A 22,382-nucleotide genomic window follows, 5' to 3' on the forward strand; every position below is an offset into this window, starting at 1 on the left:
CCAGATACACTGCAATACAAACCCCGGCAGGCAAGCCACCTTGCGCTCTGTACACTGCGCCCATTCCCCTTGCACAGGACCCCAGCAATGGAACATGTCGATCACATCCTGATCGTCGACGACGACCGCGAAATCCGCGAGCTGGTCGGCAACTACCTGAAGAAGAACGGCCTGCGCACCAGCATCGTTGCCGATGGCCGGCAAATGCGCGCGTTCCTTGAAGGCAACAGCGTCGACTTGATCGTGCTCGACATCATGATGCCCGGCGACGATGGCCTGCTGCTGTGCCGCGAACTGCGTGCCGGCAAGCACCGCAACACGCCGGTGCTGATGCTGACCGCGCGCAACGACGAAACCGACCGCATCATCGGCCTGGAAATGGGCGCCGACGATTACCTCACCAAGCCTTTTTCGGCCCGCGAACTGCTGGCCCGCATCAACGCCGTGCTGCGCCGCACACGCATGCTGCCACCCAACCTGACCATCAGCGAAAGCAGCCGCCTGCTTGGCTTTGGCCAGTGGCGCCTGGACACCACCGCACGCCACCTGCTCGACAGCGAAGGCACACTGGTAGCCCTGAGCGGGGCCGAATACCGCCTGCTGCGGGTGTTTCTCGACCACCCCCAGCGGGTGCTCAGCCGTGAGCAACTGCTCAACCTCACCCAAGGCCGCGAAGCCGACATTTTCGACCGTTCCATCGACCTGCTGGTCAGCCGCCTGCGCCAGCGCCTGGGCGACGATGCCCGCGAGCCCAGCTGCATCAAGACCGTGCGCAGCGAAGGCTACGTGTTCTCGTTGGCCGTGCAACTGCTCGAGTCACCGTCATGAAGTGGCCACGCACCCTGGCCTCACGCCTGGCGCTGATCTTTTTCACCGGGCTGGTGCTGGCCTACGGGTTGTCGTTCAGCCTGCAGGCCTACGAGCGATACATCAGCAGCCGCTCGATGATGCTCAGCAACCTGGAGCTGGACGTGGCCACCTCCGTGGCCATCCTCGACCGCCTGCCTGCCGCCGAGCGCGCCGCCTGGCTGCCGCGCCTGGAGCGGCGTACCTACCGCTACCGGCTGGACGGCGGCCTGTCGGGCCAAGCCATGCCATCCAGCGACCCGCCCATGGCCGCCGAATCGATCGTCAAGGCCATCGGCAGCCAGTACCGCCTGACGTTCCAGGACATCCCCGGCCCCAACGCCCACTTCCAGGCCCATTTGCGCCTGGCCGATGGCGCGCCGCTGACCATCGATGTGACCCCGGCACCGGTGCCGGTGGCGCGCTGGCTGCCACTGGTGCTGCTGATCCAGCTGGGCGTGCTGCTGATCTGCACCTGGCTGGCGGTACGCCTGGCCATCGGCCCGCTGACCCGCCTGGCCCAGGCGGTCGATACCCTCGACCCGGACAAACCCGGCGTGCTGCTGGATGAAAGCGGCCCGCGCGAAGTCAAATATGCCGCGGTCGCCTTCAATGCCCTGCAGGCACGCATTGCCGCCTACCTGAAAGAGCGCATGCAGCTGCTGGCGGCGATTTCCCACGACCTGCAAACCCCCATCACCCGCATGAAACTGCGCGTCGAGGTAATGGACGAAGGCTTGGAGAAAGACAAACTCTGGCACGACCTGGACGCCATGGAGCACCTGGTGCGCGAAGGCGTGGCCTATGCCCGCAGCATGGACATCAACACCGAGGCCCCCTGCCGTATCAACCTGGACGCCTTCCTCGACAGCCTGGTGTTCGACTACCAGGACAGCGGCGCCCAGGTCGAACGCCACGGCACCTCCGGCAGCTTGCTGGAAACCCGCCCCCACGCTCTGCGCCGGGTGTTGGTGAACCTGGTGGACAACGCCCTGAAGTTTGCTGGCAAGGCGCAGCTTGAAGTCAGCCGCGAACAAGGCCGCACGTTGATCCGCATACTCGACGACGGGCCGGGCATACCGGCAGAAGAGCTCAATGAAGTGCTCAAGCCGTTCTACCGTGTGGAAAGCTCACGCAACCGCAGCACCGGTGGCACCGGTTTGGGGCTGGCGATTGCGCAGCAGCTGACCCAGGCCATGGGGGGGCAATTGACCTTGAGCAACCGCCAGGGTGGCGGGTTGTGCGCGCAGATCGAGCTGTAATAACCCGGTTGTGAGCGGGCCTTGCTCGCTCACTGAACAGGCACCGAAGTCAGGCACCAGGCGGATTTGCACCCGGCGGTTGGCAGCCCTGCCGGCTGGGGTGTCGTTGCTCGAAAGCGGCAGCGTGGCGGCGAAGGCCTGTATGGCGAAACAACTGTCCGGAACCTCCCCCACTTGCTTGATCCAGTCTCGCACGGCGTTCGCGCGGGCGCGGGACAGTTCGAGGTTACGCAGGGCATCACCACTGGCGTCGGCGTGGCCGGCGATCACGATCAACCAGCCGGGTTTGGTTTTGATATGCGCAAGGACGTTGACCAAGCGGTTTTCAGAGCCGGGCCTGAGCTGGGCGCTGCCTGTGTCGAACAGGTCAAAGCTGTCCAATTCGACTGCCTGCGATGTCTGCAGATCGTGGCCAAGCTCTGGCCAGTCGGGTTGGCGGGTGAACCAAACCATCAACATGAGTACGGCGGCGGCCGCTGGGAAGCAAAGCCAAATCGCGCCATCACGTAACGCTTCAGACCACTTTTTCTCGGCCATTTCGCGAACTTCCTTTTGCAGGATTAGGAGAGTTGTTACCTTCTTGTAAATGCGAGAGGTTATCGGGTATCCCGGCACACTCGGAGATAACGTGGTCCAAGTTATCCCTGGACTCCAGTGCAGCAGCCAAATTTAGAATTGCCCTACATTAGTTGGTAAAAAAATCCTACATACAACCCACCAATTCCTGCGCGCATGGTGCTTATTCTGATTGCAATTGAAATACTCGAACCCAGCACTCAAAGCCTCTCTACACACTGATACACAACCCCCACCCCTCGACACACTGCAGATACCCTACCCCCGCACACTCCCGGTCACACCAAGACCTACCGGGAGACCCACCGATGAAGCCCCTCACCCTGCCCTCCGGCTGGAAGCTGTTCGCCGCCCTCGCCGCCCTGACGCTACTGATGACAGCCCTGATACTGGCCGCGTACCCACCCGGCTCCGGCGGCCTGCGCAGTGCCATCCGCGCCACGGCGCGCAGTTCGCTGGTGTTGTTCCTGATGGCCTTTCTGGCCTCTTCGTTGGTGACCTTGCTGCCCGGCCCGGGCACCCGGCGCCTGCTACGAGAGCGGCGCTTTCTGGGCCTGGCCTTCGCCTTTTCCCACACCGTGCATGGCGTGCTGATCTACCGCTACGCCCAACAATTCCCTGAGCTGTTCTGGGCCGGGCGCACGGTTACCTCAAGCCTGCCGGGCAGCATCGGCTACCTGTTCCTGCTGCTGCTTACCCTCACATCGTTCAAGGCCCCCATGCGCTTGATGGGCGGCCGTGCCTGGAAGCTGCTGCACAGCACCGGCATGTGGGTGCTGGCCGGGGTGTTCTGCCTGTCGTTCTACAAGCGCATCCCCATGGGCGGCTGGTATCCGCTGGCCTTCGCCCTGGTGTTCAGCGCCATCGCCTTCAAGCTCACCGCCAAGCTGGCGCAGCGCCAACGCCGCGCCGTCACCGCCCTTTCCTGAACCGAGATGACGACCATGACAACCCTGACCCGCACCTTGAGCCACATCGATCGCCTCGGCAACTGGAGTGCCGACCTGCCACTGCGGCTGTTTCTGGCCTGGGAGTTTTTCGAATCCGGGCTGGAGAAATTCAACGGCGCCAACTGGTTTGCCGACCTGCAGTCGAGCTTCCCCTTCCCCTTCAGCGCGTTGCCGGCGGAGCTGAACTGGCAATTGTCGATGTGGGCGGAGCTGATCCTGCCCTTGCTGCTCTTGCTGGGTTTAGGTACCCGGCTGGCATCCGCCGGGCTGATGGTGGTGACCGTGGTGGCCATCGCAGCGGTGCACTGGCCCGCTCACTGGTCGAGCCTTGCAGAGCTGGCGCAGGGCTACGCCATCACCAACCAGGGTTACGGCAACTTCAAGCTGCCGCTGATTTACCTGGTGGCACTGCTACCGCTGCTGTTGAAGGGATCGGGGCGCCTGAGCCTGGACCACTGGCTCAAGGCGCGCCTGCTGCAACATTGACCGCAGGTGGTCAATCTTCGAGGGGCTTGGGTGGCGCGGAAGGTTTTGCCGGCTTGGCGGGCTTGGTGTCCTTGACCTTGGGCTCGGGCACTGCCGCCACCGGCTCTGGCGCAGCCACGTTTTTTTCGGTTGCTGGCAAGTCGTCAACGGCCTTGAAGATGGCCTGCGGGTCGATCTTCTCGCCGGTGTCATCGTCCTTGAGCATATGCCGCTCGCCATCCTTGCCGATCAGGATCACCTTGGTGCCCTTGCTGGCACCGAGCTTGAGTTCACGGATCAGGGCCATGGTGGTCTGCTGCTCAAGGTTCTTGTCTTCGCGCTTGCCCATCATGTTGGCCACGCTGTACAGCACCAGGCCACGCTCCTTGAAGGCGGCCTGGGTAGCCGGGTCTTTCAGGGCGTCGTTCAGGCCGCGCAAGGTGGGGTCGGCACTGCTCGGTGCGATGACCACCAAAGGCCTGGCCTTGCCCAGCTCCTTGGCCAGCGGTGCATCACTGTCGGCGGCATACAGCGGGCCCGTCAGGGCGAGCAAGGTGGCGAGGGTCAGTGACCGGACGAGCATGCGTATCTCCTTATTCTCTCGATAAACCAAAGACTACAGATCATGGAGAAAGATCCGACGCGGGAGCCTAAACCACTTGCTTGAAGCCTGCTCGGCACAAAGGTAACTTCCGATTACCATGACCGGGCTGCGACATCTCCGGAAACATCACAGCCCAGTTAGAGCATAGTTCAAAGCGGCCAGGGGTCAGGATATGTAGCCAGGTATGAAACCTGCCCTGCCCATGGCCTCACGGGTCAATTGCAGCAGCACCTCATGTTCGCGTTGCTGATTGTCGATGTGCAAAAGCGCGATTTCATGCTCATGATCACCCAACGCCATCAGCCGTTCCAGTTCATCGTGGTAAGACTCCGGCACCTGCAAACGGCTATCGGAGCTGCTTTTAAGGTAGTCCTGCCAGAACGGTTGCCTGGCCATGTACTGGGCAAGGTTTTCCACCGTTTGCGCTGCCAGCACCATGCGCCTGGCCTGGTTGATGTCCCAGGCGTTCAGGTTTGGAATGCCGAAATACAACATGTCATCCTGCTCGATTGGCAGGTCGAGCACAGCACGCAGTTGAATCCGGTAGGCCAGCGCGAACTCGATCGATTCGCTGCCCGCGCCCACCCTGATGGCATGCTCTGCAGCAACCTGGTCCAGCACGTTCATGCGCCACAACTGCCCCCCCAGATGCAGCAGCGCGCGCTCGGGATGTTGCGCGAGCTCGCCATGACGTGCACGCCACACCAGCACACGCAACTCCAGGTCCGAGAAGCGAATGGTTGCATTATCCTGGCAGTTGGCAACGGCGGCATTTTCGAACAGCTCTCGCTTCAGCACATCATCCCTCTCCATGTACTCGAACATCTTCAACAGACGGGTACTGAAGTTTCTGGCCAACGGTGCAGATTTGAAATTGCCTGATGACGTGAGCGCCGCCATGGTGGAGAAGAAATCTGCAGCGCCATGTTCAGCTTCCAGCTGAACCCACAGCGCAGCCATGTCATCGCGCCTGCTGATCGGTAGCACGTCCAGCCAACGCAGCCGATAGGGTACCCGGCTCTCCTCCAGCCAATGCCAGATACTCAGTGATGCAGACGGTGCGTCCAGCAAGTTACCGTGCAGGTTGACCCGGCCTGTGCGCCACAGGCCCGATTCATGCAAACCATCTGGCAATTCATACAAACCGTTGTCGCGCAAGTCGAGCGTGTGCAGTTCGGGGCTGTCCAGCACGCCATAAGGGAAGGTGTCCAGCTGACTGCGGTTGAGCAACAGCGCATTCAGGCGAGGCATGCCAAAAATCGAGAAGCTACGGCCGAGCGGGTTGTTCGACAAGTTCAGGTACACCAGTGAACTGCAACTGGCCAGCACCAGCGCTTGCCCTTCATCCAGCACGATCTGGTTACCGGACAGGTCGAGCACTTCCAGGTTTTCGGTAATGGCTTGGGGTAATGGCAAGCGCGTCAGCCGGCAGTTGGTAATTTCCAGGCTTCGCAGGTTGGGGAACGCCCGCAGAAATTCATCCGGCACAATCTCCATGCGCATCGCGCGAATGGCGAGGATGGAGATATGCGGAAAACTCACCTCCTGCGGAATACTTGGTAACTGCTGCAGCCGGCTGCGGGTCTGGCTGAGAATGAAACGCCGCTCTGCCAGCATGCCGCCTTCCATCTCCGGCACGAGCCAGCGCCAGCAGTCGACCAGCCCTCGCCTGAAATCACGCCGGGCAAACAGTTCCAGTGTCGGGAAAGCGTTTCGCACCCATTGGTTCAGATGACGGGTCAGCAGGTCGTATTGGCGCTCCAGGGCCTCCAGGCGCTGCGGTGCCTCCTGCGCCTGCAGCCAACGCCCGATCTGCTCGTCGCTGAACGCCGGGAACAGGTCTCGCAGCCTGGCCTGAAGCGCTCGCGGGCTTCGCGCGCCCAGGGTTGCCCAGAACCTGCCGCCGCTCAGCGGATACCCGACCCTGGCTTCGTCGAGCCGCAGGGGCGCAAGGAACATGGCCCTTGGCTGCTGAATGCCGAGCCATCCCGCGATGTGCTGATGCTGGCGTTCAGCCTCCGTGGCCAGGTGCGCGCGCAACGCCGATCCGGCGGGTTCTGTGAGGCCCAACAGGGCACGCTCTGGCGCGGAGTAGGCCATCGCCATGCTTGCGAACAGTTCGCCACCTTCTGCCTGGGCCTCCCCTTGGGCCGCCAGCAGGGTAAACCGCCCTTCATGGTGAACCAGGTCGCGCAAGGTGCCTGCACCTTCAATGGTCAGCAATGGCTGGCTGGAGTCGCCATCGAACAGGCGCCAGCCTGGCAGGCTGGCCGCCTGCGGCAAACGTGCCAGCAGCTTCAGTGAAACCCGCGCAAGGTCGAGGGTCTGGGGGGTATCGATGATCAGCGCCTCACGCACCCGTGCGACGCGGGTGGCCTGAACCTGCGACCTGGCCATCTGGGCCATTTGCAGCGGTACCCTTTGCGTATCGAGCAGGGTCTGACGGTCTTGCGCGCTGGCCATGCGCAGCACCTCATCCGCCGCCAGCCGGTGCAGGCTTGCGAAATCCCGGCGCAGGATTTCACTGCCTTCGGCATCGGTGTACATCTCCTCATACAACGACTGCAACACGTCGCGACGCTGGCTCCACAGCACATCGGCCAGTGCGCGGCCTTCTTTCCCGGCGGCACCGGCCAGCGCCTGGGCACGCGCCAGCAACACCGTGTCGGTAATGTGCTGGCCGCCCTGAAGCTGATCGATCAATGTGCGGATTCGGCCGGCCAGCAGCAGGCGGGTAACGGTGTCTGCCATGCCGGCTTCTGCACGCCGTTGGTAGACATGCAGCGCCCGCAAGTGGTCAATGTCAAGACCATGGATGGCCATGACCTGATCAACCTGCAGGTCGTCCAGCCCACTGTAAGGCCGGCCCAGGCGCCGGAACATCATGCGGGCATCGGTCCATTCAGCTGGCTGCTCATGCCACAGCCGCCAGGCGCCTGCACCGTTGTGACGCAATTGGGGGCTGTGGCCCCGGTAGGGCATCAATCGCCACGGCGCATCCGGATTATCCTGGATAATGCGGTACCAATGGTTCTGTATCTCGATCCAGTGATTGCTCCCTTGTCGATAGATGCCCTGCTCATCCATCACCGCCGCAGCCGGCGGGCTTTCACTGTGGTACGGCTGCAGGTCGCCGTTCCAAAGCTTCTCGCTGCCGCCCTCCAGGCGTGCCGAAATCAAGGTATCCACCTGGCTCCATGCGCGACGCACCACGGCTACCGATGCGGCCGTAGCGCCAACCAGTACGACCTGCTTACCCACGGTCAACAGGTGCTCCAGCGCAGCATCATGCTCGTCGTCCTGCCAGTCGGTGATTGCCTGGTAAGCCTCTTCCAACAGCTCATAGACCATTACCGCCGCCATCACTGCGCCAATCGCAGGCATGTACAGCCCGGCAATGGCCAGCAAGGTCCAGCCTTCAGCCATCAGGCGCCGGTCATGCTCGGCCTGGGCCTGGCGGTCCAGTTGTGCCACGGGTGGGGCGATAATCGCCGCGTCGTCCTTGATCTGTGCAACCCAGGCGTCAGCCAGGTGCTCGAACAGTGGCAGCGGGTAGCCTGTGGTTTGCTCATCAAGGTCACGCGTTGCCCAGTCGGCGACGTCATTCAGCCGCTCGTTGACCGCGGCAAAGAGCTTGTGGCTTTCGCGACGGCGCACAAACCGGCTGAAAAACTGCCTGTAGGACTTTTGGCGCAGGCGCATGCCAAGCACCCTGCGCGCATAGTCCTCCAAATCATCACATGCGCTCCACGCGCCTTCAGGGTCGGCAGGGACGTATACCAGCACCCGTTTGGTCGAGTTGTAGACCACTCCGACGTCGATGACGTCCAGCACCACGACATGCTGCAAGGGGCAACCGAAAATCTTCAGTTGCCTGGCGTGAACTGGCGCGCCGGCAAGCGTGCCGGGCTTGCCGTCGCGGCACAGGCCGATTATCAGTTGCAGTTCCTGGCCACTCAATACGCCCTGCGCCTTTGCCTGCACGGCGTCGGCCAGCATGCTGCTGCGCTGAAACTGTGCGAGGGTCGCCCGTACGTCATGCTTGTCCTGGCCTGTAACCAGCACCTCGCTCAAGTGTTCCTGATAACGCTGCCCCACATCCAGGTCACGGCATACCTTTGCGAACGCCACGGCAGAAAGCCCTGCCTGCCTGACGCCTTTGGTGTCGACCAAGCCGTTATGCCGAGGCTGTTCGCTTTGCTCCTGCGCGGTGAAGTTGTAGAGCGCCGCCTCAATCAGTGGCAAGTCGTAGTAATCGCTGTCAGGGACCGGAACGCGGCCAGCGAAGTAACTGCTCGTGTAGGCCTCGTAGACGTACCATTTACGAAAGTAGAGCGCATCCACATCCAGGTGCCCGTACCCGTCAAGCGCCTGATTGAGCAACGGCCTGGCGAAATCGTCGATATTACGCACTTGGGCAAACACCACCGAAAGCTGCTGGTTACACCTCAGCAATTGGCGCAGCGCTTCGCTGAGCGCTGTGAATTCAGATTCGTTCAATTGGCTCACCCAGTCGGGCAAGCGCTTCGCAATCAACTGATCCTGGTACGCTTGCGCGACGGCGAGCGTGTCTACTTCGGGCTGTGATTTTTCGGCAACTTCTGGCATGACGGCCTCCAACGAGCAGGAGGTCACGAGCCTAGGCAGTACAAGGCATCACCTGGAGATAGCTATCTAGCACCCATTCAGAACAGCAGTAACTGTTGATCGGTCAGGCGGGTGAAATCGTCGTGGACGAAAGGCAGAATGGCATCGGCCACCGGTTGCAACTGACGGCTCAGGTAGTGCTGGTAATCCACCTGTGCCTGCAGGTTCTCCAACGGTTGAGGGCCGGCCGTGGTGATGACGTAGCTGATCCAGCCTCCACGCTGGTATTGCAACGGGCGGCCCAGGTGGCGGTTGAACTCATCGGCCAGACGCGCGGCGCGCACATGGGGCGGCACGTTGCGCTGATAGTCGGCCAGTGGGCGACGCAGGCGCTTGCGGTACACCAGCAACTCATCCTGCTCACCCGCCAGGGTGCGCCGCACATACTCGCGTACATAGTCCTGATACGGTTCGCCACGAAACACCCGGCCGTACAATTCCTGCTGAAACTGCCGGGCTAGCGGTGACCAGTCGGTGCGCACCGATTCGAGGCCTTTGAAAACCATGTCCTGCGTGCCGTCGGCGCGTTCTACCAGGCCGGCGTAGCGTTTCTTGCTGCCTTCGTCGGTGCCGCGGATGGTCGGCATCAGGAAGCGCTGGTAATGCACCTCGTACTGCAACTCCAACGCGCATTCCAGGCCCAGGGTGTCGCGCAGGTGCTCGCGCCACCAATGGTTCACTTCGGCCACCAGCGTACGGCCGATGCGGGCGGCAGTTTCTTCATCATGGGCGCCTTTGAGCCAAACGAACGTGGAGTCGGTATCGCCGTAGATCACGTCATAGCCACGCGCTTCGATCAGCGCGCGGGTCTGGCGCATGATCTGGTGCCCGCGCATGGTGATCGACGAGGCCAGACGCGGGTCGAAGAAGCGGCAACCGCTGGAGCCCAGTACCCCATAGAACGCGTTCATGATGATTTTCAACGCCTGTGACAACGCGCTGTTGCCGTCACGTTTGGCGGCTTCCCTGCCCTGCCACACGCGCTCGACGATGGCGGGCAGGCAATGCTGGCTGCGCGAGAAGCGCCCGCCACGAAAGCCTTCTACCGAATGGGCATCGTCAGGCTGTCGCAAACCCTCGACCAAGCCTACCGGGTCAATCAGAAATGTGCGGATGATCGACGGGTACAGGCTTTTGTAATCCAGAACCAGTACCGAGTCATACAGCCCTGGGCGCGAGTCCATCACGAAACCACCGGGGCTGGCCTCGTCCGGCCGGCTACCGAGGTTGGGTGCGACAAAGCCCAGGCGATGCATGTGCGGCATGTACAGGTGGCAGAACGCTGCCACCGAACCACCACTGCGGTCTACCGCCAAGCCGGTGACCGAGGCGCGCTCCAGCAGAAACTCCAGCAGCCGCGTGTGGGCAAAGATGCGCGTGACCAGTTCGCAGTCTTTGAGGTTGTAGCGCGCAAGCGAGGGTTTGTCCTCGGCGAACATGCGGTTGATCTCGTCCATGCGCTGGTACGGTGTGTCGATGGCCTTGCCTTCACCCAGCAGGGTTTGGGCAACACTCTCAAGGCTGAAGGACGGAAAGCTCCAGGTGGCGGAGCGCAACGCCTCGATGCCGTCAATCAGCAGGCGGCCCGGCGCATCGGCGAACACGTGGCCGCCGTTGGCGTGGGCGCGCAGAGTCATGGGCTCGCCGTTGCGGCCCAGGTTCAGTGGCACCTGCAGCCGCTTGGCATGCTCATGCAGCAGGCGCAGGTCGAATTGCACGAGGTTCCAGCCAATGATGGCATCCGGGTCGTGGCGGGCCATCCACTGGTTGAGGCAGACCAGCAAGGCCGCACGGTCATCGCAGTACTGCAGGTCAAAATCCACCTCGGCGGCGGCGCCATTGGCCGGCCCCAGCATGTACACCTGCCGCTGGCCACAGCCCTCCAGGGCAATGCTGTACAGCTCGCCCCGCTCAGTGGTTTCGATGTCCAGCGATACCAGCCGCAAGGGGGGACGGTAGCCCGGCGCAGGCTTGAGTTGGGCATCACAGTACACACCCTGGGCATCCGGGGTGCCGGTGAATTGTACCGGGGCGGTGATGAAGCGCTCCATCAGGTAACGCTCGGGCGGGCGAATGTCCGCTTCGAACACGTCAATGCCCGCGTTGCGCAAACGTTGCTCAAGCTGCATCAACTGGCGGTGCTGGCGGGTGTACAGGCCGAGCACCGGGCGGTGCTCGAAGTCGCGCAGGCGAAGTGGCTTGAGGTGAACGCCGGTTTCACCGGCCAACAGCTGGCGCGCCTTTTCGCCGTGAGCCTGTGGCAGGAACGCCACCGACTCCTGAGGCGCCAGACGCACGCGTTGCGGGCCATGGTCGGTGGCCAGCCAGAACTCCACGCAGGTGCCTTGCGGCGTGTCATGCCAATGCCGGGTCAGGACAAAGCCCTGCTGCAACTCCACTGCGTTGTCCTCGATACATCGAATAGGGTCAATAGTGCCACATCAGCCGTACAGGTAGTCGATGTCCTTGTGCCCCAGCGGTGGCACCTGGCTCAGCAAAAAATCACGCAGTTTGTGCATTTGCCGCGCCTTCGGGCTGGCTTTGAGCCAAGTCATGTAGTACCCGTCTCCAGTGGACACGGCGTACTTGAACGGTGTGCTCAGGCGCCCGGCAGCCAGGTCGGCACTGGCCAGTACCAGGTCGACCACCGAAATGCCAAGGCCCTGCTGAGCAGCCGAAATACCTTGGTCCAGCGTGTCGAAGACCTGGCCCTGGTCGATGCTGATGTCCAGCGCGTCCATGCGTGCCAGCCAGCGGCGCCAGTCGCGGCGGTCCGGCGACGGGTGCAGGATTTCGCACTGGCGCAAGTCGGCGAGCTCCGGTTGAGGCCGTGCAATATAGCCAGGCGCACACACCGGGATCAGCCACTCGTCAAACAGCTTGAAGCTCTCCACATCGGCCGGAAAACGGCCATTCGCCAGCAGGATGGCGCAGTCATAGGGCTCGGAATAGAAGTCCACGGTGTCGATGTCCATCCACACACTGGACAGTTGCACGCTGCAGTTGTCGTCGACTTTCTTGAACCCGTCCAGCGCCCGCAGCAGCCAGCGTACGGTCAGCGTCGACGGTGCTTTCAGGCGTAAGCCATAACGGTCCTGGCGCAACAGTGCGCAGGCGTTCTCGATGATCTTGAAGCCGACTTTGAGTTCCTGGGCCAGCAACCGGCCGTGTTCGGTAAGGCTCAGCTTGGGGCCGCGGCGCTCGAACAGGTCGCAACCGAACATGGTCTCGAGGGTCTTGATGTGATGGCTGACCGCGCCTTGGGTCAGGGCCAGCTCTTCGGCCGCCCGGGTGAATGACCCGTAGCGCGAGGCAACCTCGAAGGCACGCAACGCGTGCAAAGCCTGAATCCGTTCCGACATGGTGCCCCCAAAGCATGAGTGAGACTAATAGTAGGTCATAGTTCCACGCGTTTTACAACGTGAAGTTCGTCTCGGAAAATGCGGTTAATAACAAAGATATATCAATAACCTGCCTGCATGTTTCGCGAAACTTTTGTGACTTACAACGCCTGGGGAAATCATGTTTACGGGTTATGGAAATTGCTATCGCCTGGACGCGCTAGAGCTGGCCACTGAACATGTCCGGAATACACACCACTGGACGTACAAAACCGTTCAGCACTTTCGCAGCATCCTTGCCAACCCCGAGTTCCCATGCCTGTTCGGGCGCAAGGCGGTTGCCGGTGAAACCTGCCATATTCTGTTTGCGCGGGCTGAACAACTGGCAGATGACATCGCCCAGGGCCTGGCCGAATATGTGCGCCACATTGCCCCCATTCCGGTTAAACAGCGCATCGGCAGCCCGTTGGTGGTGTTTTTGCAAACACCACCCGACGCCACGCTTGCCGAACAGCAGGCCTTGGCCTGGAAGGTACTGCGCGGCGTGCATGCCCGGGACCCGCACCCCTGGCCACAGGCCATCCCCACCAACCCGGACGACAGCGGCTGGTCGTTCTGCTACGCCGGCATGCCGCTGTTCATCAATATGAACTTCCCCGGCCACCAGCAGATGAAAAGCCGCAACCTGGGCCCGCACATCACCTTCGTCATCAACCCGCGGGAAAACTTCGACGAAGTGGCAAATGCCAATACCGAAAGTGGCCAGCGTATTCGCGCACGTATCCGCGAACGGGTGCACCACTATAACGACGGCGTCATGCCAGACAGCCTGGGCTTTTTTGGCCAGGACGACAATTTTGAATGGAAGCAATACCAACTGCAGGAAGCAGGCTCGCTCAACCCCTCGCGCTGCCCCTTTCATGCCCATGCCCACGCATCACCGGACAAACAGATCGAGAACTGACCGTGAATACCGCACTGACTGCAACCTATGCCCTAACCGTCCTGCTGCTGATTGCCACGCCCGGCCCGGTAGTGGCACTGATCGTCAACACCGCCGCCGCCTCTGGCTCGCGCAAGGCCATGTTCACCGCCGTCGGCACCAACTGGGCGTCACTGGTGCTGATCGGTGCGGCAGCCTGGGTGATCCTCACCAGCGCAGCCATCGACAAGATGTGGCTCAGCACCATGAGCCTGCTGGGCTGCCTGTTCATCGGCTACATCGCCGTGGGCACCCTGAGGGACTGCCTGCAGGCACCTGCCGCCGACGCTGATGAGCAAGCGCCAAAAGCTGCGCGCGGCGGCCTGTGGCAAGGTTTCATGGTCGGCATTTCCAACCCGAAGGACATCATCTTCTTCATTGCCTTCTTCCCGCAGTTCATCCAGATCACCGAGTCGTTCGGCAAGAGCATGGTGGTGTTGTCGCTGCTGTGGGTGCTGATCGACTTCGCCGTGCTCAGCCTGTACATCTTCGCCATCGGCAAAATTGCTTCGCAACGCAGCAACCGCCTGATTTCGCTCGCCTCCGGCATTGCCTTGCTGTTGATTGCAGTGGGCGGCCTGGCCTACAACATCAAGGAACTGGCGGGCTGAAGCCCTGCTACCGGAGAAGCGCCCATGACCGCGTTCGACGCCGCCGTACACGCCCCAGGACTCTCCTTGCCGCAGGATTACCAACGCTTTCTGCAACTGGGCAGCCGGCGCGCGCCGCACACTCTGCATGTGCACGAATGCGGCTACCGTTCCGGCACCATCAACACCGATGCACTCGGCCTGCGCTACAGCCACTGTGCCGGCAAACGCTTTTCGGCAGCCGAGCGAGGCGGCTCGGCGCGGGTCAACTTGCTGGTCGGCGGTTCAACCGCACTGGGCATCGGCGCCAGCAGCGATGAGCACACCGTTGCGTCGCACCTGTCGATGCTGACCGGCGAAGTGTGGTTGAGCCTGGCCGGCTGCGGGCTTAATGCCAGCCAGGAACTGCTGTTGTTTCTCACCCATCAGCATCGGCTTGGCGAAGTCGGCCACGTGGTGTTGCTGAGCGGCCTGAATACCTTGGCCCACGAGGCCCTGGGCGAAGTGCTGCTTGGCCCGCAAGCCGCGCAGCTGGCCAGCGCCCATCAACAGTATCTCAACAGTTTCAATGAAGGCATGCCGCCTGGCGGGCCGGTACGCCGGGCGTCGCTATGGCAGCGCGTGGGGCAGGCACTGGCGCCACGCCGCCCGGCCCCTGAGCCTGACTGGTGCCTGTCGGCGCCGGACAAACGCCTGGCACGCGCCGCCGACAGCATCGGCCGTACGCTGTGCCAGTGGGACCGCATGCTGGCTGGCAGCCACGCCACCCTGACCTTCATCCTGCAACCGCTGTTGCCTTGGTGCCGCGAAACGCTGCCCAGTGGCGAACAGACGATGCTCAATGCACTGGCGCAACAACCCAGCAACTTCGACCGGCTGCTGCAAGGTGCCTTCGATGCCGAATTGCATCCAGCCTTCTTCAGGCGCATCAAAAGCAAGGCCGACCCGGTACCCTGCTATGACATGAACAGCATGCTCAGCAGCTCGCCGGTGTTCGGTGCCGACCTGTTCATCGACCGCCTGCATTTGAACGACCTGGGCAATAATGCCCTCGCCAAGGTGATCACCGCCAAACTGGGCCTGGCCCAGGAAAAACACGCCCAGCGCAAGGTCACGCCCATCAAGCTCGTCTGACAGTTGCGCATTGGCCTTTCGGTAAACCACCCTGCTTGGCTAGAATACGGCGTCGTTCTGATTCGCCCGAGGCGTACACGCACCTGCCATGATCACCCCAGCCGTTCACCCGTACCTGGTGCGCCCTGATTGCAAGGTGCGTTCGTGAGCCGTGTCGTGCCTGCACTGCTGATTGCCTGGGTGCCCGTTGCCGCGCATGCGCTCGACGTGCGTATCGACCCCCATGCCGACTTGCTGTACCGCCAGGCACTGCCCTTGCTGGAACAAGCCGACAGCCAGGACGACACAATGAGCACGCTGCGCACTTCAGCGGGCGATGACCCGGAACTGACCCGCCAGGGGCAAGCCATGGCCCGCACGTTGCCGACCGCCGTGGCCTTGTTGAAAAAGTCCGTGGAGCTGGGCCACCCGGTCGCCCAGTACCGGCTGGCGTTGTACTACACCACCTACCTGCCCGCCGCGCAGATTTCCGAAGCGGCCTGCCCCTTGCTGGAAGCCAGCCTCAAGCAAGGGTTCGCCCCGCCAGCCACGGCCATCGCCACCTGGTGTGCCCCGTTCAACGCCAGCCCAGCCTACCGCGAAGCGCTTGAGGCAATCCCGAGCATGGCCACCCTCTACGCCGCGTATTACCCGCAACCGGCCACACGGCTGGCCTGCAGCCGCAGCCAGCCACAGGGCCTGGAAATGCAGTGGGGCCGCCAGCGTGACTATCAGGCCGAGGTCTACCAGTTGCTGGGTAATCTCGACCCTCAACACCGGCAGGTTTTGCTGCAAAAGGCCGTGGAAATCAACGGTTGCGTTGCCGCCCAGCAGCGGCTGACCAGCCAACGCTGAACACCACGGGGTCGCAAACCAGCAAGATCGTTCAAGCCAGTCATACTCCCCTCTGGCATGCTGCTCAACCGTACAGACACGACGCAGCCATCATGCACAGCAACCCTCCCGTTGCCCGCCAAGCCTTCCTTCACGGCGCCATCGCCATCCTCCCGCTTTCCCTGGCGGTCGCCCCATGGGGCCTGCTGGCCGGGTCCATGGCCATAGAAGCCAACCTCAGCCCTTGGGAGGGCCAGGGGCTGTCGGCGATCGTTTTTGCCGGCGCCGCGCAGCTGGTGGCGATCGGCATGCTCAAGGGTGGCGCCAACCTGGTGTCGATCCTGCTTACCACGCTGCTGTTGACCTCTCAGCACCTGCTGTACGGCCTGTCCATGCGCCCGGTGCTGTCCAACCAGCCCGTGCGCTGGCGCCTTGGCCTGGGCTTTCTGCTGACCGATGAATTCTTTGCCTTGACCAGCCACTACGACCAGCAGCAATTCAACCGCTGGTACGCCTTGGGTGTGGGCCTGACGTTCTATGTGGCATGGAACCTGTTCACCCTGGCCGGCATCGTCCTGGGCCAGAATATTCCGCACCTGGACCAGTTGGGCCTGGACTTTTCCATCGTTGCCACCTTCGTTGCGCTGATTGCGCCGCTGGTGCGCAACCTGGCCACGGTGGTGTGCGTGGCAGTGTCGCTGTTCTGCTCGGTGCTGTTCAGTTACTGGCACTGGGAAACCGCATTGGTAGCCGCCGGCCTGCTGGGGATGGCCGCCGGTTTTGTCTGTCAGAAATTTTCCGGAGGCCGCGCATGACCTGGGTCCTGATTTTCGCCATGGGCGCCGTGGTGTTCCTCAATCGATATGCTTTTCTCGAACCTCGCCTGCCCCTGCGCCTGAGTTCCAACGCGCGACAGTTCCTGGGCTTTGCCGTGCCCGGCATGCTCACCGCGATTTGCGGGCCGATCATCTTTCTGCCCGGCCACCAGCTTGACCTGAGCCCGCTCAACCCCTACCTGCTGGGCGCGCTGGTGGCCGTTGGCCTGGTGCTGTTGACCCGCAGCGTATTGCTGAGCATGCTGGCGAGCATGTTGATCTTCTTTATCTTGCGCAGCTGGCTGCCATGAGCACGCCCCTGCGCGAACAGACCCACCTCTGGCAGGCGCCCGCCCTGGGCGATGTGGAGATGCTGCACGCGCAGTATGTGCAACAGCGTTTTGCCCCTCACGTGCATGAAGGCTATGTGTTCACGGTGATCGAATCAGGCGCGCAGCGTTTTTGGCACCGTGGCAGTGAGCATCTGGCGCCGGTGGGCAGCATGGTCTTGATCAACCCGGACGAACTGCACACGGGTGCGACCGCCCATGAGGCGGGTTGGCGCTATCGTGGCTTCTACCCGGAGCATGCGCGCGTCACCGGGGTGCTGGACGAGCTGGAGCTGGGGCGCCATGGCATGCCGCACTTTCGTGACAGCGTCATCCACGACCCGACACTTTCCGTGGCATTCAGCCAGTTGCATCAGTTGTCCGAATCGGGCGCGAGCGCGCTGGAGCAGCAGACGGCCTGGCGCCACGCCGTGCTGGCACTGGTGCAGCGCCATGGCCATTGCCCAACACCCGCCTCGCCCGGCAATGAACCGCTGGCAGTGGCCCGCGCCCGCGAATTGCTGGAGTGCCAGCTGGCAGACCCACCGTCGCTTGAGGCACTTGCGGCGGCAGTCAACTTGTCGCCCTTTCACTTTGCCCGGGTGTTCCGCCAGGCCACTGGCTTGCCGCCGCACGCCTGGCTCAAGCAGCGCCGGCTGGCGCGAGCACGTGAATTTCTCAAGCGCGGCATGGCGGCTTCGGAAGTGGCGTTTGCGCTGGGGTTTGCCGACCAGAGCCATTTGAGCCGCCAGTTCAAGCAGGCGTACGGGGTAACGCCGGGGACGTATCGCAACGCCTGCTTGCCCCTGTAACCGCTGCTACACTGACAGAGCTAACCGGAGGAACCTGCCATGTCCGAACGAGAGCTCACCACCCTCCTGTCGCTGATGAGCCAGCGTCAGGCCTGCCTGAGCAGTGCCTGCAAGGAGATCGCCGACTGGATTGACCGCCAGGGCGATGTGCCCGCCGCCGGTAAGATCCGCGCCAGCCTCAAGGCCCTGGAGGCCGACGAAGCTCAGGTACGCAAGACGTTGACCTCGCTGACGCTGGACAGGCCTTTGCCGAAGTTTCGTAGCTGAGGGGTTCGCCTTGGATTTTTCAGCGCCTGTGAGATCGAGCGCCGCCCGCGCGGCGCATCGCGGCTAAAGCCGCTCCCACATTTGTTGCAACGTGGCCATGCCTGCCAGGCCATGGTTGCCCGCTTCGCGCCAGCTTGCAGGAGCGGATTGATCCACGACAAAGCCGGAATGCCGAGCCTCAGCTTCCACTCTTTTGCAACATTCTGCAGACAATTCCGATATCAGGTAGTGAACCTGCTTACAAAAATGCGGTCTTTGGCTGACGGTCAGTTTACCGACCGGTTCGCCGGCCCCAGTCACCGGGCCTACTTTTACTGTTGCAGCGAAGACCCAACATGCCCGAATCCCGCCCAGCCTCCCTCGCCCTGTCTGCCCTGCGCGGCAGCCTGATCGCCGCCCTGGTGGCCCTCGCCGCCCCCGTGCATGCCGAAGAGCCGGCCAGTGATGCGCGGTGGGTCAGTGACAGCCTGAGTACGTATGTGCGCAGTGGCCCGACCGATGGTCACCGTATCGTCGGCACACTCAAATCCGGGCAGAAACTGACCCTGCTCGGCACCCAGGGCAATTACAGCCAGGTACGCGGGCAGAGCGGCGACGTGGTGTGGATCCTGTCCAACGACTTGCAGTCGGTTCCCGGCCAGACCGAGCGCCTGCCGCAACTGGACGCCCAAGTGGCTGAATTGTCCGGGCAACTCAAGACCATTGACGACAGCTGGAAGACTCGCGTGCAAGGCATGCAGGAAACGCTGGATTCGCGTAAAAAACTGATCGACGAACTGGAAGCACGTAACACGGCCCTGAACGAACAGCTTGACCAGAGCCAGTCAACCCTGCGAGACACCCAGGCACGCCTGGGCGATGAGAACAAACAGGTGATGATGCGCTACATGGTGTATGGCGGCAGCATCGCCGGCGCGGGCCTGCTGGCGGGCTTGATCCTGCCGTCGCTGACCCGCGGGCGTAAAAAGAACGACCGCTGGTTCTGATTCATGGCTCGCCCTGCAGGCGTTTGTTCCAGTCTTCGACCTGGCGCTGCTCCAGGCGGCGCTCCAGGGTTTTGCGCCACGACGGGACCAGCGGCAGGGCCAGGCACTCACTGAGTAATTCTGGCTCCAGACGCTTGTCGAACAGCACGGACGACAAGCGCGCGACCGACCAGGCCGCAAACTGGCGCTCGACCACCTGTAGGGTATCACCCGCCTGCGCCACGCCTGGCTCCAGCACCCGGTAGTACCAGCCCGTGCGGCCGCTTTGCTGAACCCGCAGCGACATGTTCGCCACGTTGAAGCGGTCGTTGAGCTTCCAGCAGGGCATGCGGCCCTGGGACACTTCAAGCAACGCCGTGCCCACGCGGATGCGGTCGCCCAGGCAGATATCCTGCTCACACCAACCCAAGGTACTGAAGTTTTCGCCAAAAGCGCCCGGCTGGCTTAGCAACGCGTGTTCGCCCAGCTCTTCAGCCCACGCCTTGTAATGTTCACGGGGGTAATGGTGGATGGCCTTTTCGATGCCACCGTGCACACGCAGGTCGCCCTGTTCGTCGCCTTCGATACCCAAAACGGTGACTTGGCGGGGGCCGGGCTGCGGGTGTTTGGCAATGGCGCTACGCGAGCCTGGGCGGGTGAAGGGTTGGGCGGTGCCTGTGAGCAAGTGGTCGAGAATGGGGTTGGCCTGGGGCATGGTAAAGGACCTCGTGGCGACTTGAAGGGGCAGACTACACGAGGTTGTGGGAATGTGCCGGAGTGTCATGCCAGCAGGAGCGGCGACGCGTGGCACCGGCTTTGCCGGTGATCGCGGCTGAAGCCGCTCCTGCAGGGGCGGTTACTTGCCGCGGGCTTTGTTGTAGATGGTCTTGGCCCGATCAGCCGAAGCCTGGCACTTGACCATGTCGCCCGACGCTTGCCCTTCCTTGGCCTGCTTGAGCAGCTCATGGTAGTCATGAGCCATGCCGCCATGAATTGCCTGGCCGTCGGTTTTCTGGATGTCTTCCAGCTCCTTGATCTTGGCCGCACAGTTACTTTCTGGGTCCGCATGCGCTGCAAAACTCAACACGGAAGCAATCACCAGCAGTGTCATGGATTTCATGAATCGTTCTCCTGGGAAATCGGAATGTTCATCGAGAAGCTTTCGGCTCGACGCAACAAAAAAGCATAGTTGGCCGCAGCCTTCAGCGCGAAAGGCGTGCACGCTCGGTGAACAGGTAATCGATGAAAACCCGCACCCGCAACGGCATGTGCCGGGCTTGCGGGTAGATGAGCATGAACGGGCGCGACGTACCGCCGTAGTCGCCCAGCACCTCGACCAGTTCGCCAGTAGCCAGCGCATCCGCCACGGTGAAGCGGTAGGCCTGCATCACACCGCCGCCATGGCGCACCAGCGTCGCCGTGGCCAGGAAGTCGCCCAGGCACGTCACACTGCCCTGGGTTTGCACTTCGAACTCGCGGCCATCCCGGCAAAAGCTCCAGCGCGGCCGCCGGCCACTGCTGGCCAGTTCGAACTGGATACACTCGTGCCGGGTGAGGTCTTCCGGCGCCTGGGGTGTACCCATGCGTGCCAGGTAGCCTGGCGTGGCTACCACGACCAGTTCGGCATCTTCCAGCCGACGGGCAACCAGGCGCGAATCATCCGGCTCGCGGCCACGAATGGCGAGGTCAAAATGTTCCTCTGCGAAATCGACATTGCGATTGCTCACATGAACGTCCACCTGCACCTGCGGGTAACGCTGACGAAAGCCCGGCAGCAGCGGCAACAGCCGATGGTGGGCGTAGGGTGTGGGTGCACTGATGCGCAACCGGCCGCTGGGTAGCGCTTGCCCGCCCGTAACCTGACGCTCCGCTTCGACCAGTTGGCCCAGTGCCTGCCGACACTGCTGGTAATACGCCACACCGGCATCGGACAGGCGCATCTGCCGCGTGGTGCGCACGAACAACCTTACGCCCAGGCGCTCTTCCAGGCGCGCCACGCTACGGCTGACCGCCGCTGGGGTAACCCCCGCCTCGCTGGCGGCAGCCGTAAAACTGCCATGGTCTGCCGCCAGGCAAAACAATTCCAGGCTGCCGAGTTGAAGGTCATCGAAGTGGCGGGTCATGGTGGCTCTATTGATTACACGATGTATCGATTGAAATGCCATGCGCCTCATTTTTCAAGCACAGGTTGCATTTTACAGTGGCCCCACATCGAGCCGACGGCTCATCCACTGGAGCATGCGACCATGAACAAACCAAGAACAGTCATCATCACCGGGGCCTCCAGCGGCCTGGGCTTCGCACTCGCCGAGGCCTTCCTTGGGCGCGGCGACAATGTAGTCGGCAACGCCCGCAGCCAGGACCGCCTGGACGAGGCTGGCGTGCGCCTGGGCCAAACCCGGCGCTTTATCGGTGTGGCGGGTGACATTGCCGAGGCGGCGACCGCGCACCGGCTGCTTGCCGCTGCCCGCGAGGCATTTGGTGGCGTGGATATCCTGATCAACAACGCCGGAATCTTCATCCCCAAACCGGTTGGCGAATACACCGAAGCCGACGTCGATGCGCTGGTCGGCACCAACCTCAAGGGCTTCTTCTACCCCTCCCAGGCAGCAGCACGGATCATGGCCGCGCAAGGGCACGGCCAGATCATCGCCATTACTGCGTCAATCGCCCTGCAGCCAGACACCCGCGTGCCCGCCTTGCTGCCGGTACTGGTCAAAGGTGGCCTGAACCAGGCGGTGAAAGCGTTGGCCCTGGAACTGGCGGCCAGCGGTGTGCAGGTGAACGCTGTGGCGCCCGGGATCATCGACACCCCGCTGCACAGCGGCGCTGTCGAAGGCATGGGCGCACTGTCCCCCAGCGGCCGCACCGGCTCGCCCAAGGATGTGGTCGACGCGGTGCTGTACCTTGCCGATGCCCGCTTTGTCAGCGGCACCATACTGCCGGTGGACGGTGGCAGCACTGCCGGCACCTGGCATTGATCA

General features: G+C 62.5%; 21 protein-coding genes and 1 pseudogene. 14 read left to right on the forward strand and 8 right to left on the reverse strand.

Annotated elements, in window-relative coordinates:
- The first annotated feature begins 87 nt into the window (after positions 1-87).
- On the forward strand, positions 88-828 hold the full coding sequence (locus PVV54_RS16185) for a response regulator (RefSeq protein WP_274906227.1): 741 nt from the start codon (positions 88-90) through the stop codon (positions 826-828).
- Positions 825-2,108 carry a sensor histidine kinase gene (locus PVV54_RS16190; protein ID WP_274906228.1) on the forward strand — a complete coding sequence of 428 codons (1,284 nt, stop codon included), beginning with the start codon at positions 825-827 and terminating at the stop codon, positions 2,106-2,108. The genes PVV54_RS16185 and PVV54_RS16190 overlap by 4 nt, the downstream gene beginning before the upstream one ends.
- A gap of 87 nt (positions 2,109-2,195) precedes the next feature.
- Here the strand turns inward: PVV54_RS16190 and PVV54_RS16195 are convergent.
- Positions 2,196-2,645 (reverse strand): annotated as a pseudogene (locus PVV54_RS16195) (OmpA family protein); the annotation flags it as partial.
- 347 nt (positions 2,646-2,992) lie between these two features.
- On the opposite strand from PVV54_RS16195, the gene PVV54_RS16200 reads away from it, so the two are divergent.
- Both PVV54_RS16200 and PVV54_RS16205 read left to right on the forward strand, forming a co-directional pair.
- Positions 2,993-3,613, forward strand: a complete 621-nt coding sequence (locus PVV54_RS16200; protein ID WP_274906229.1) for a ferric reductase-like transmembrane domain-containing protein — start codon at positions 2,993-2,995, stop codon at positions 3,611-3,613.
- Between the two features lie 15 nt (positions 3,614-3,628).
- Positions 3,629-4,120, forward strand: a complete 492-nt coding sequence (locus tag PVV54_RS16205) for an HvfX family Cu-binding RiPP maturation protein (RefSeq protein ID WP_274906230.1) — start codon at positions 3,629-3,631, stop codon at positions 4,118-4,120.
- Between the two features lie 10 nt (positions 4,121-4,130).
- Here PVV54_RS16205 and PVV54_RS16210 read toward each other — a convergent pair whose 3' ends face one another.
- The 4 genes from PVV54_RS16210 to PVV54_RS16225 form a co-directional block, all read right to left on the reverse strand.
- On the reverse strand, positions 4,131-4,682 hold the full coding sequence (locus PVV54_RS16210) for a DUF4174 domain-containing protein (protein ID WP_274906231.1): 552 nt from the start codon (positions 4,680-4,682) through the stop codon (positions 4,131-4,133).
- Positions 4,683-4,868: 186 nt separating this feature from the next.
- Complete coding sequence (locus tag PVV54_RS16215) at positions 4,869-9,311, reverse strand: NEL-type E3 ubiquitin ligase domain-containing protein (protein WP_274906232.1); 4,443 nt, start codon at positions 9,309-9,311, stop codon at positions 4,869-4,871.
- Between the two features lie 77 nt (positions 9,312-9,388).
- On the reverse strand, positions 9,389-11,749 hold the full coding sequence (locus PVV54_RS16220; RefSeq protein WP_274906233.1) for a DNA polymerase II: 2,361 nt from the start codon (positions 11,747-11,749) through the stop codon (positions 9,389-9,391).
- A 42-nt stretch (positions 11,750-11,791) separates the two neighbouring features.
- Complete coding sequence (locus PVV54_RS16225; RefSeq protein ID WP_274906234.1) at positions 11,792-12,712, reverse strand: LysR substrate-binding domain-containing protein; 921 nt, start codon at positions 12,710-12,712, stop codon at positions 11,792-11,794.
- Between the two features lie 160 nt (positions 12,713-12,872).
- Here PVV54_RS16225 and PVV54_RS16230 point away from each other — a divergent pair, with 160 nt between their 5' ends.
- From PVV54_RS16230 to PVV54_RS16270, 9 genes are all read left to right on the forward strand, one after another.
- On the forward strand, positions 12,873-13,655 hold the full coding sequence (locus tag PVV54_RS16230) for a YqcI/YcgG family protein (protein ID WP_274906235.1): 783 nt from the start codon (positions 12,873-12,875) through the stop codon (positions 13,653-13,655).
- 2 nt (positions 13,656-13,657) lie between these two features.
- Positions 13,658-14,284 (forward strand): LysE family translocator, encoded by a 627-nt coding sequence (locus PVV54_RS16235; protein WP_274906236.1) that lies wholly within the window; start codon positions 13,658-13,660, stop codon positions 14,282-14,284.
- Between the two features lie 24 nt (positions 14,285-14,308).
- A complete protein-coding gene (locus PVV54_RS16240) occupies positions 14,309-15,397 on the forward strand; it encodes a hypothetical protein (RefSeq protein ID WP_274906237.1) in 1,089 nt (362 codons plus the stop codon).
- A gap of 144 nt (positions 15,398-15,541) precedes the next feature.
- Entirely contained in the window at positions 15,542-16,231 is a 690-nt protein-coding gene (locus tag PVV54_RS16245) for a sel1 repeat family protein (RefSeq protein ID WP_274906238.1), read from the forward strand.
- A 92-nt stretch (positions 16,232-16,323) separates the two neighbouring features.
- Positions 16,324-17,025 (forward strand): AzlC family ABC transporter permease, encoded by a 702-nt coding sequence (locus tag PVV54_RS16250; RefSeq protein WP_274906239.1) that lies wholly within the window; start codon positions 16,324-16,326, stop codon positions 17,023-17,025.
- Positions 17,022-17,336 (forward strand): AzlD domain-containing protein, encoded by a 315-nt coding sequence (locus PVV54_RS16255; RefSeq protein WP_274906240.1) that lies wholly within the window; start codon positions 17,022-17,024, stop codon positions 17,334-17,336. Before PVV54_RS16250 ends, PVV54_RS16255 begins: the two co-directional genes overlap by 4 nt.
- Positions 17,333-18,166, forward strand: coding sequence for an AraC family transcriptional regulator (locus tag PVV54_RS16260; protein ID WP_274906241.1), 834 nt, complete (start codon positions 17,333-17,335; stop codon positions 18,164-18,166). The genes PVV54_RS16255 and PVV54_RS16260 overlap by 4 nt, the downstream gene beginning before the upstream one ends.
- Before the next feature lie 39 nt (positions 18,167-18,205).
- Complete coding sequence (locus PVV54_RS16265; protein WP_274906242.1) at positions 18,206-18,433, forward strand: hypothetical protein; 228 nt, start codon at positions 18,206-18,208, stop codon at positions 18,431-18,433.
- 335 nt (positions 18,434-18,768) lie between these two features.
- Positions 18,769-19,419: a TIGR04211 family SH3 domain-containing protein gene (locus PVV54_RS16270; RefSeq protein ID WP_274906243.1), complete on the forward strand. Its 651-nt coding sequence runs from the start codon at positions 18,769-18,771 to the stop codon at positions 19,417-19,419.
- 1 nt (position 19,420) lies between these two features.
- Here PVV54_RS16270 and PVV54_RS16275 read toward each other — a convergent pair whose 3' ends face one another.
- The 3 genes from PVV54_RS16275 to PVV54_RS16285 form a co-directional block, all read right to left on the reverse strand.
- A complete protein-coding gene (locus PVV54_RS16275) occupies positions 19,421-20,113 on the reverse strand; it encodes an MOSC domain-containing protein (RefSeq protein ID WP_274906244.1) in 693 nt (230 codons plus the stop codon).
- Positions 20,114-20,254: 141 nt separating this feature from the next.
- The gene (locus PVV54_RS16280) at positions 20,255-20,518 is read right to left on the reverse strand and encodes a hypothetical protein (RefSeq protein WP_274906245.1); all 264 of its coding nucleotides are present in this window, start codon (positions 20,516-20,518) and stop codon (positions 20,255-20,257) included.
- An 82-nt stretch (positions 20,519-20,600) separates the two neighbouring features.
- Positions 20,601-21,521 (reverse strand): LysR family transcriptional regulator, encoded by a 921-nt coding sequence (locus PVV54_RS16285; RefSeq protein WP_274906246.1) that lies wholly within the window; start codon positions 21,519-21,521, stop codon positions 20,601-20,603.
- 123 nt (positions 21,522-21,644) lie between these two features.
- On the opposite strand from PVV54_RS16285, the gene PVV54_RS16290 reads away from it, so the two are divergent.
- Positions 21,645-22,379 carry an SDR family NAD(P)-dependent oxidoreductase gene (locus PVV54_RS16290; protein ID WP_274906247.1) on the forward strand — a complete coding sequence of 245 codons (735 nt, stop codon included), beginning with the start codon at positions 21,645-21,647 and terminating at the stop codon, positions 22,377-22,379.
- Positions 22,380-22,382: the final 3 nt, after the last annotated feature.

The sequence above is a fragment of the Pseudomonas sp. PSKL.D1 genome (assembly GCF_028898945.1).
Taxonomy (GTDB): Bacteria; Pseudomonadota; Gammaproteobacteria; order Pseudomonadales; family Pseudomonadaceae; genus Aquipseudomonas.

Excerpts from the sequence above, each read along its gene's own strand:
- PVV54_RS16185 (WP_274906227.1), top strand. The coding sequence starts at position 88 with ATGGAACATGTCGATCACATCCTGATCGTCGACGACGACCGCGAAATC.
- PVV54_RS16190 (WP_274906228.1), top strand. The coding sequence starts at position 825 with ATGAAGTGGCCACGCACCCTGGCCTCACGCCTGGCGCTGATCTTTTTC.
- PVV54_RS16200 (WP_274906229.1), top strand. The coding sequence starts at position 2,993 with ATGAAGCCCCTCACCCTGCCCTCCGGCTGGAAGCTGTTCGCCGCCCTC.
- PVV54_RS16205 (WP_274906230.1), top strand. The coding sequence starts at position 3,629 with ATGACAACCCTGACCCGCACCTTGAGCCACATCGATCGCCTCGGCAAC.
- PVV54_RS16210 (WP_274906231.1), bottom strand. The coding sequence starts at position 4,682 with ATGCTCGTCCGGTCACTGACCCTCGCCACCTTGCTCGCCCTGACGGGC.
- PVV54_RS16215 (WP_274906232.1), bottom strand. The coding sequence starts at position 9,311 with ATGCCAGAAGTTGCCGAAAAATCACAGCCCGAAGTAGACACGCTCGCC.
- PVV54_RS16225 (WP_274906234.1), bottom strand. The coding sequence starts at position 12,712 with ATGTCGGAACGGATTCAGGCTTTGCACGCGTTGCGTGCCTTCGAGGTT.
- PVV54_RS16230 (WP_274906235.1), top strand. The coding sequence starts at position 12,873 with ATGTTTACGGGTTATGGAAATTGCTATCGCCTGGACGCGCTAGAGCTG.
- PVV54_RS16240 (WP_274906237.1), top strand. The coding sequence starts at position 14,309 with ATGACCGCGTTCGACGCCGCCGTACACGCCCCAGGACTCTCCTTGCCG.
- PVV54_RS16250 (WP_274906239.1), top strand. The coding sequence starts at position 16,324 with ATGCACAGCAACCCTCCCGTTGCCCGCCAAGCCTTCCTTCACGGCGCC.
- PVV54_RS16255 (WP_274906240.1), top strand. The coding sequence starts at position 17,022 with ATGACCTGGGTCCTGATTTTCGCCATGGGCGCCGTGGTGTTCCTCAAT.
- PVV54_RS16260 (WP_274906241.1), top strand. The coding sequence starts at position 17,333 with ATGAGCACGCCCCTGCGCGAACAGACCCACCTCTGGCAGGCGCCCGCC.
- PVV54_RS16265 (WP_274906242.1), top strand. The coding sequence starts at position 18,206 with ATGTCCGAACGAGAGCTCACCACCCTCCTGTCGCTGATGAGCCAGCGT.
- PVV54_RS16270 (WP_274906243.1), top strand. The coding sequence starts at position 18,769 with ATGCCCGAATCCCGCCCAGCCTCCCTCGCCCTGTCTGCCCTGCGCGGC.
- PVV54_RS16275 (WP_274906244.1), bottom strand. The coding sequence starts at position 20,113 with ATGCCCCAGGCCAACCCCATTCTCGACCACTTGCTCACAGGCACCGCC.
- PVV54_RS16280 (WP_274906245.1), bottom strand. The coding sequence starts at position 20,518 with ATGAAATCCATGACACTGCTGGTGATTGCTTCCGTGTTGAGTTTTGCA.
- PVV54_RS16285 (WP_274906246.1), bottom strand. The coding sequence starts at position 21,521 with ATGACCCGCCACTTCGATGACCTTCAACTCGGCAGCCTGGAATTGTTT.
- PVV54_RS16290 (WP_274906247.1), top strand. The coding sequence starts at position 21,645 with ATGAACAAACCAAGAACAGTCATCATCACCGGGGCCTCCAGCGGCCTG.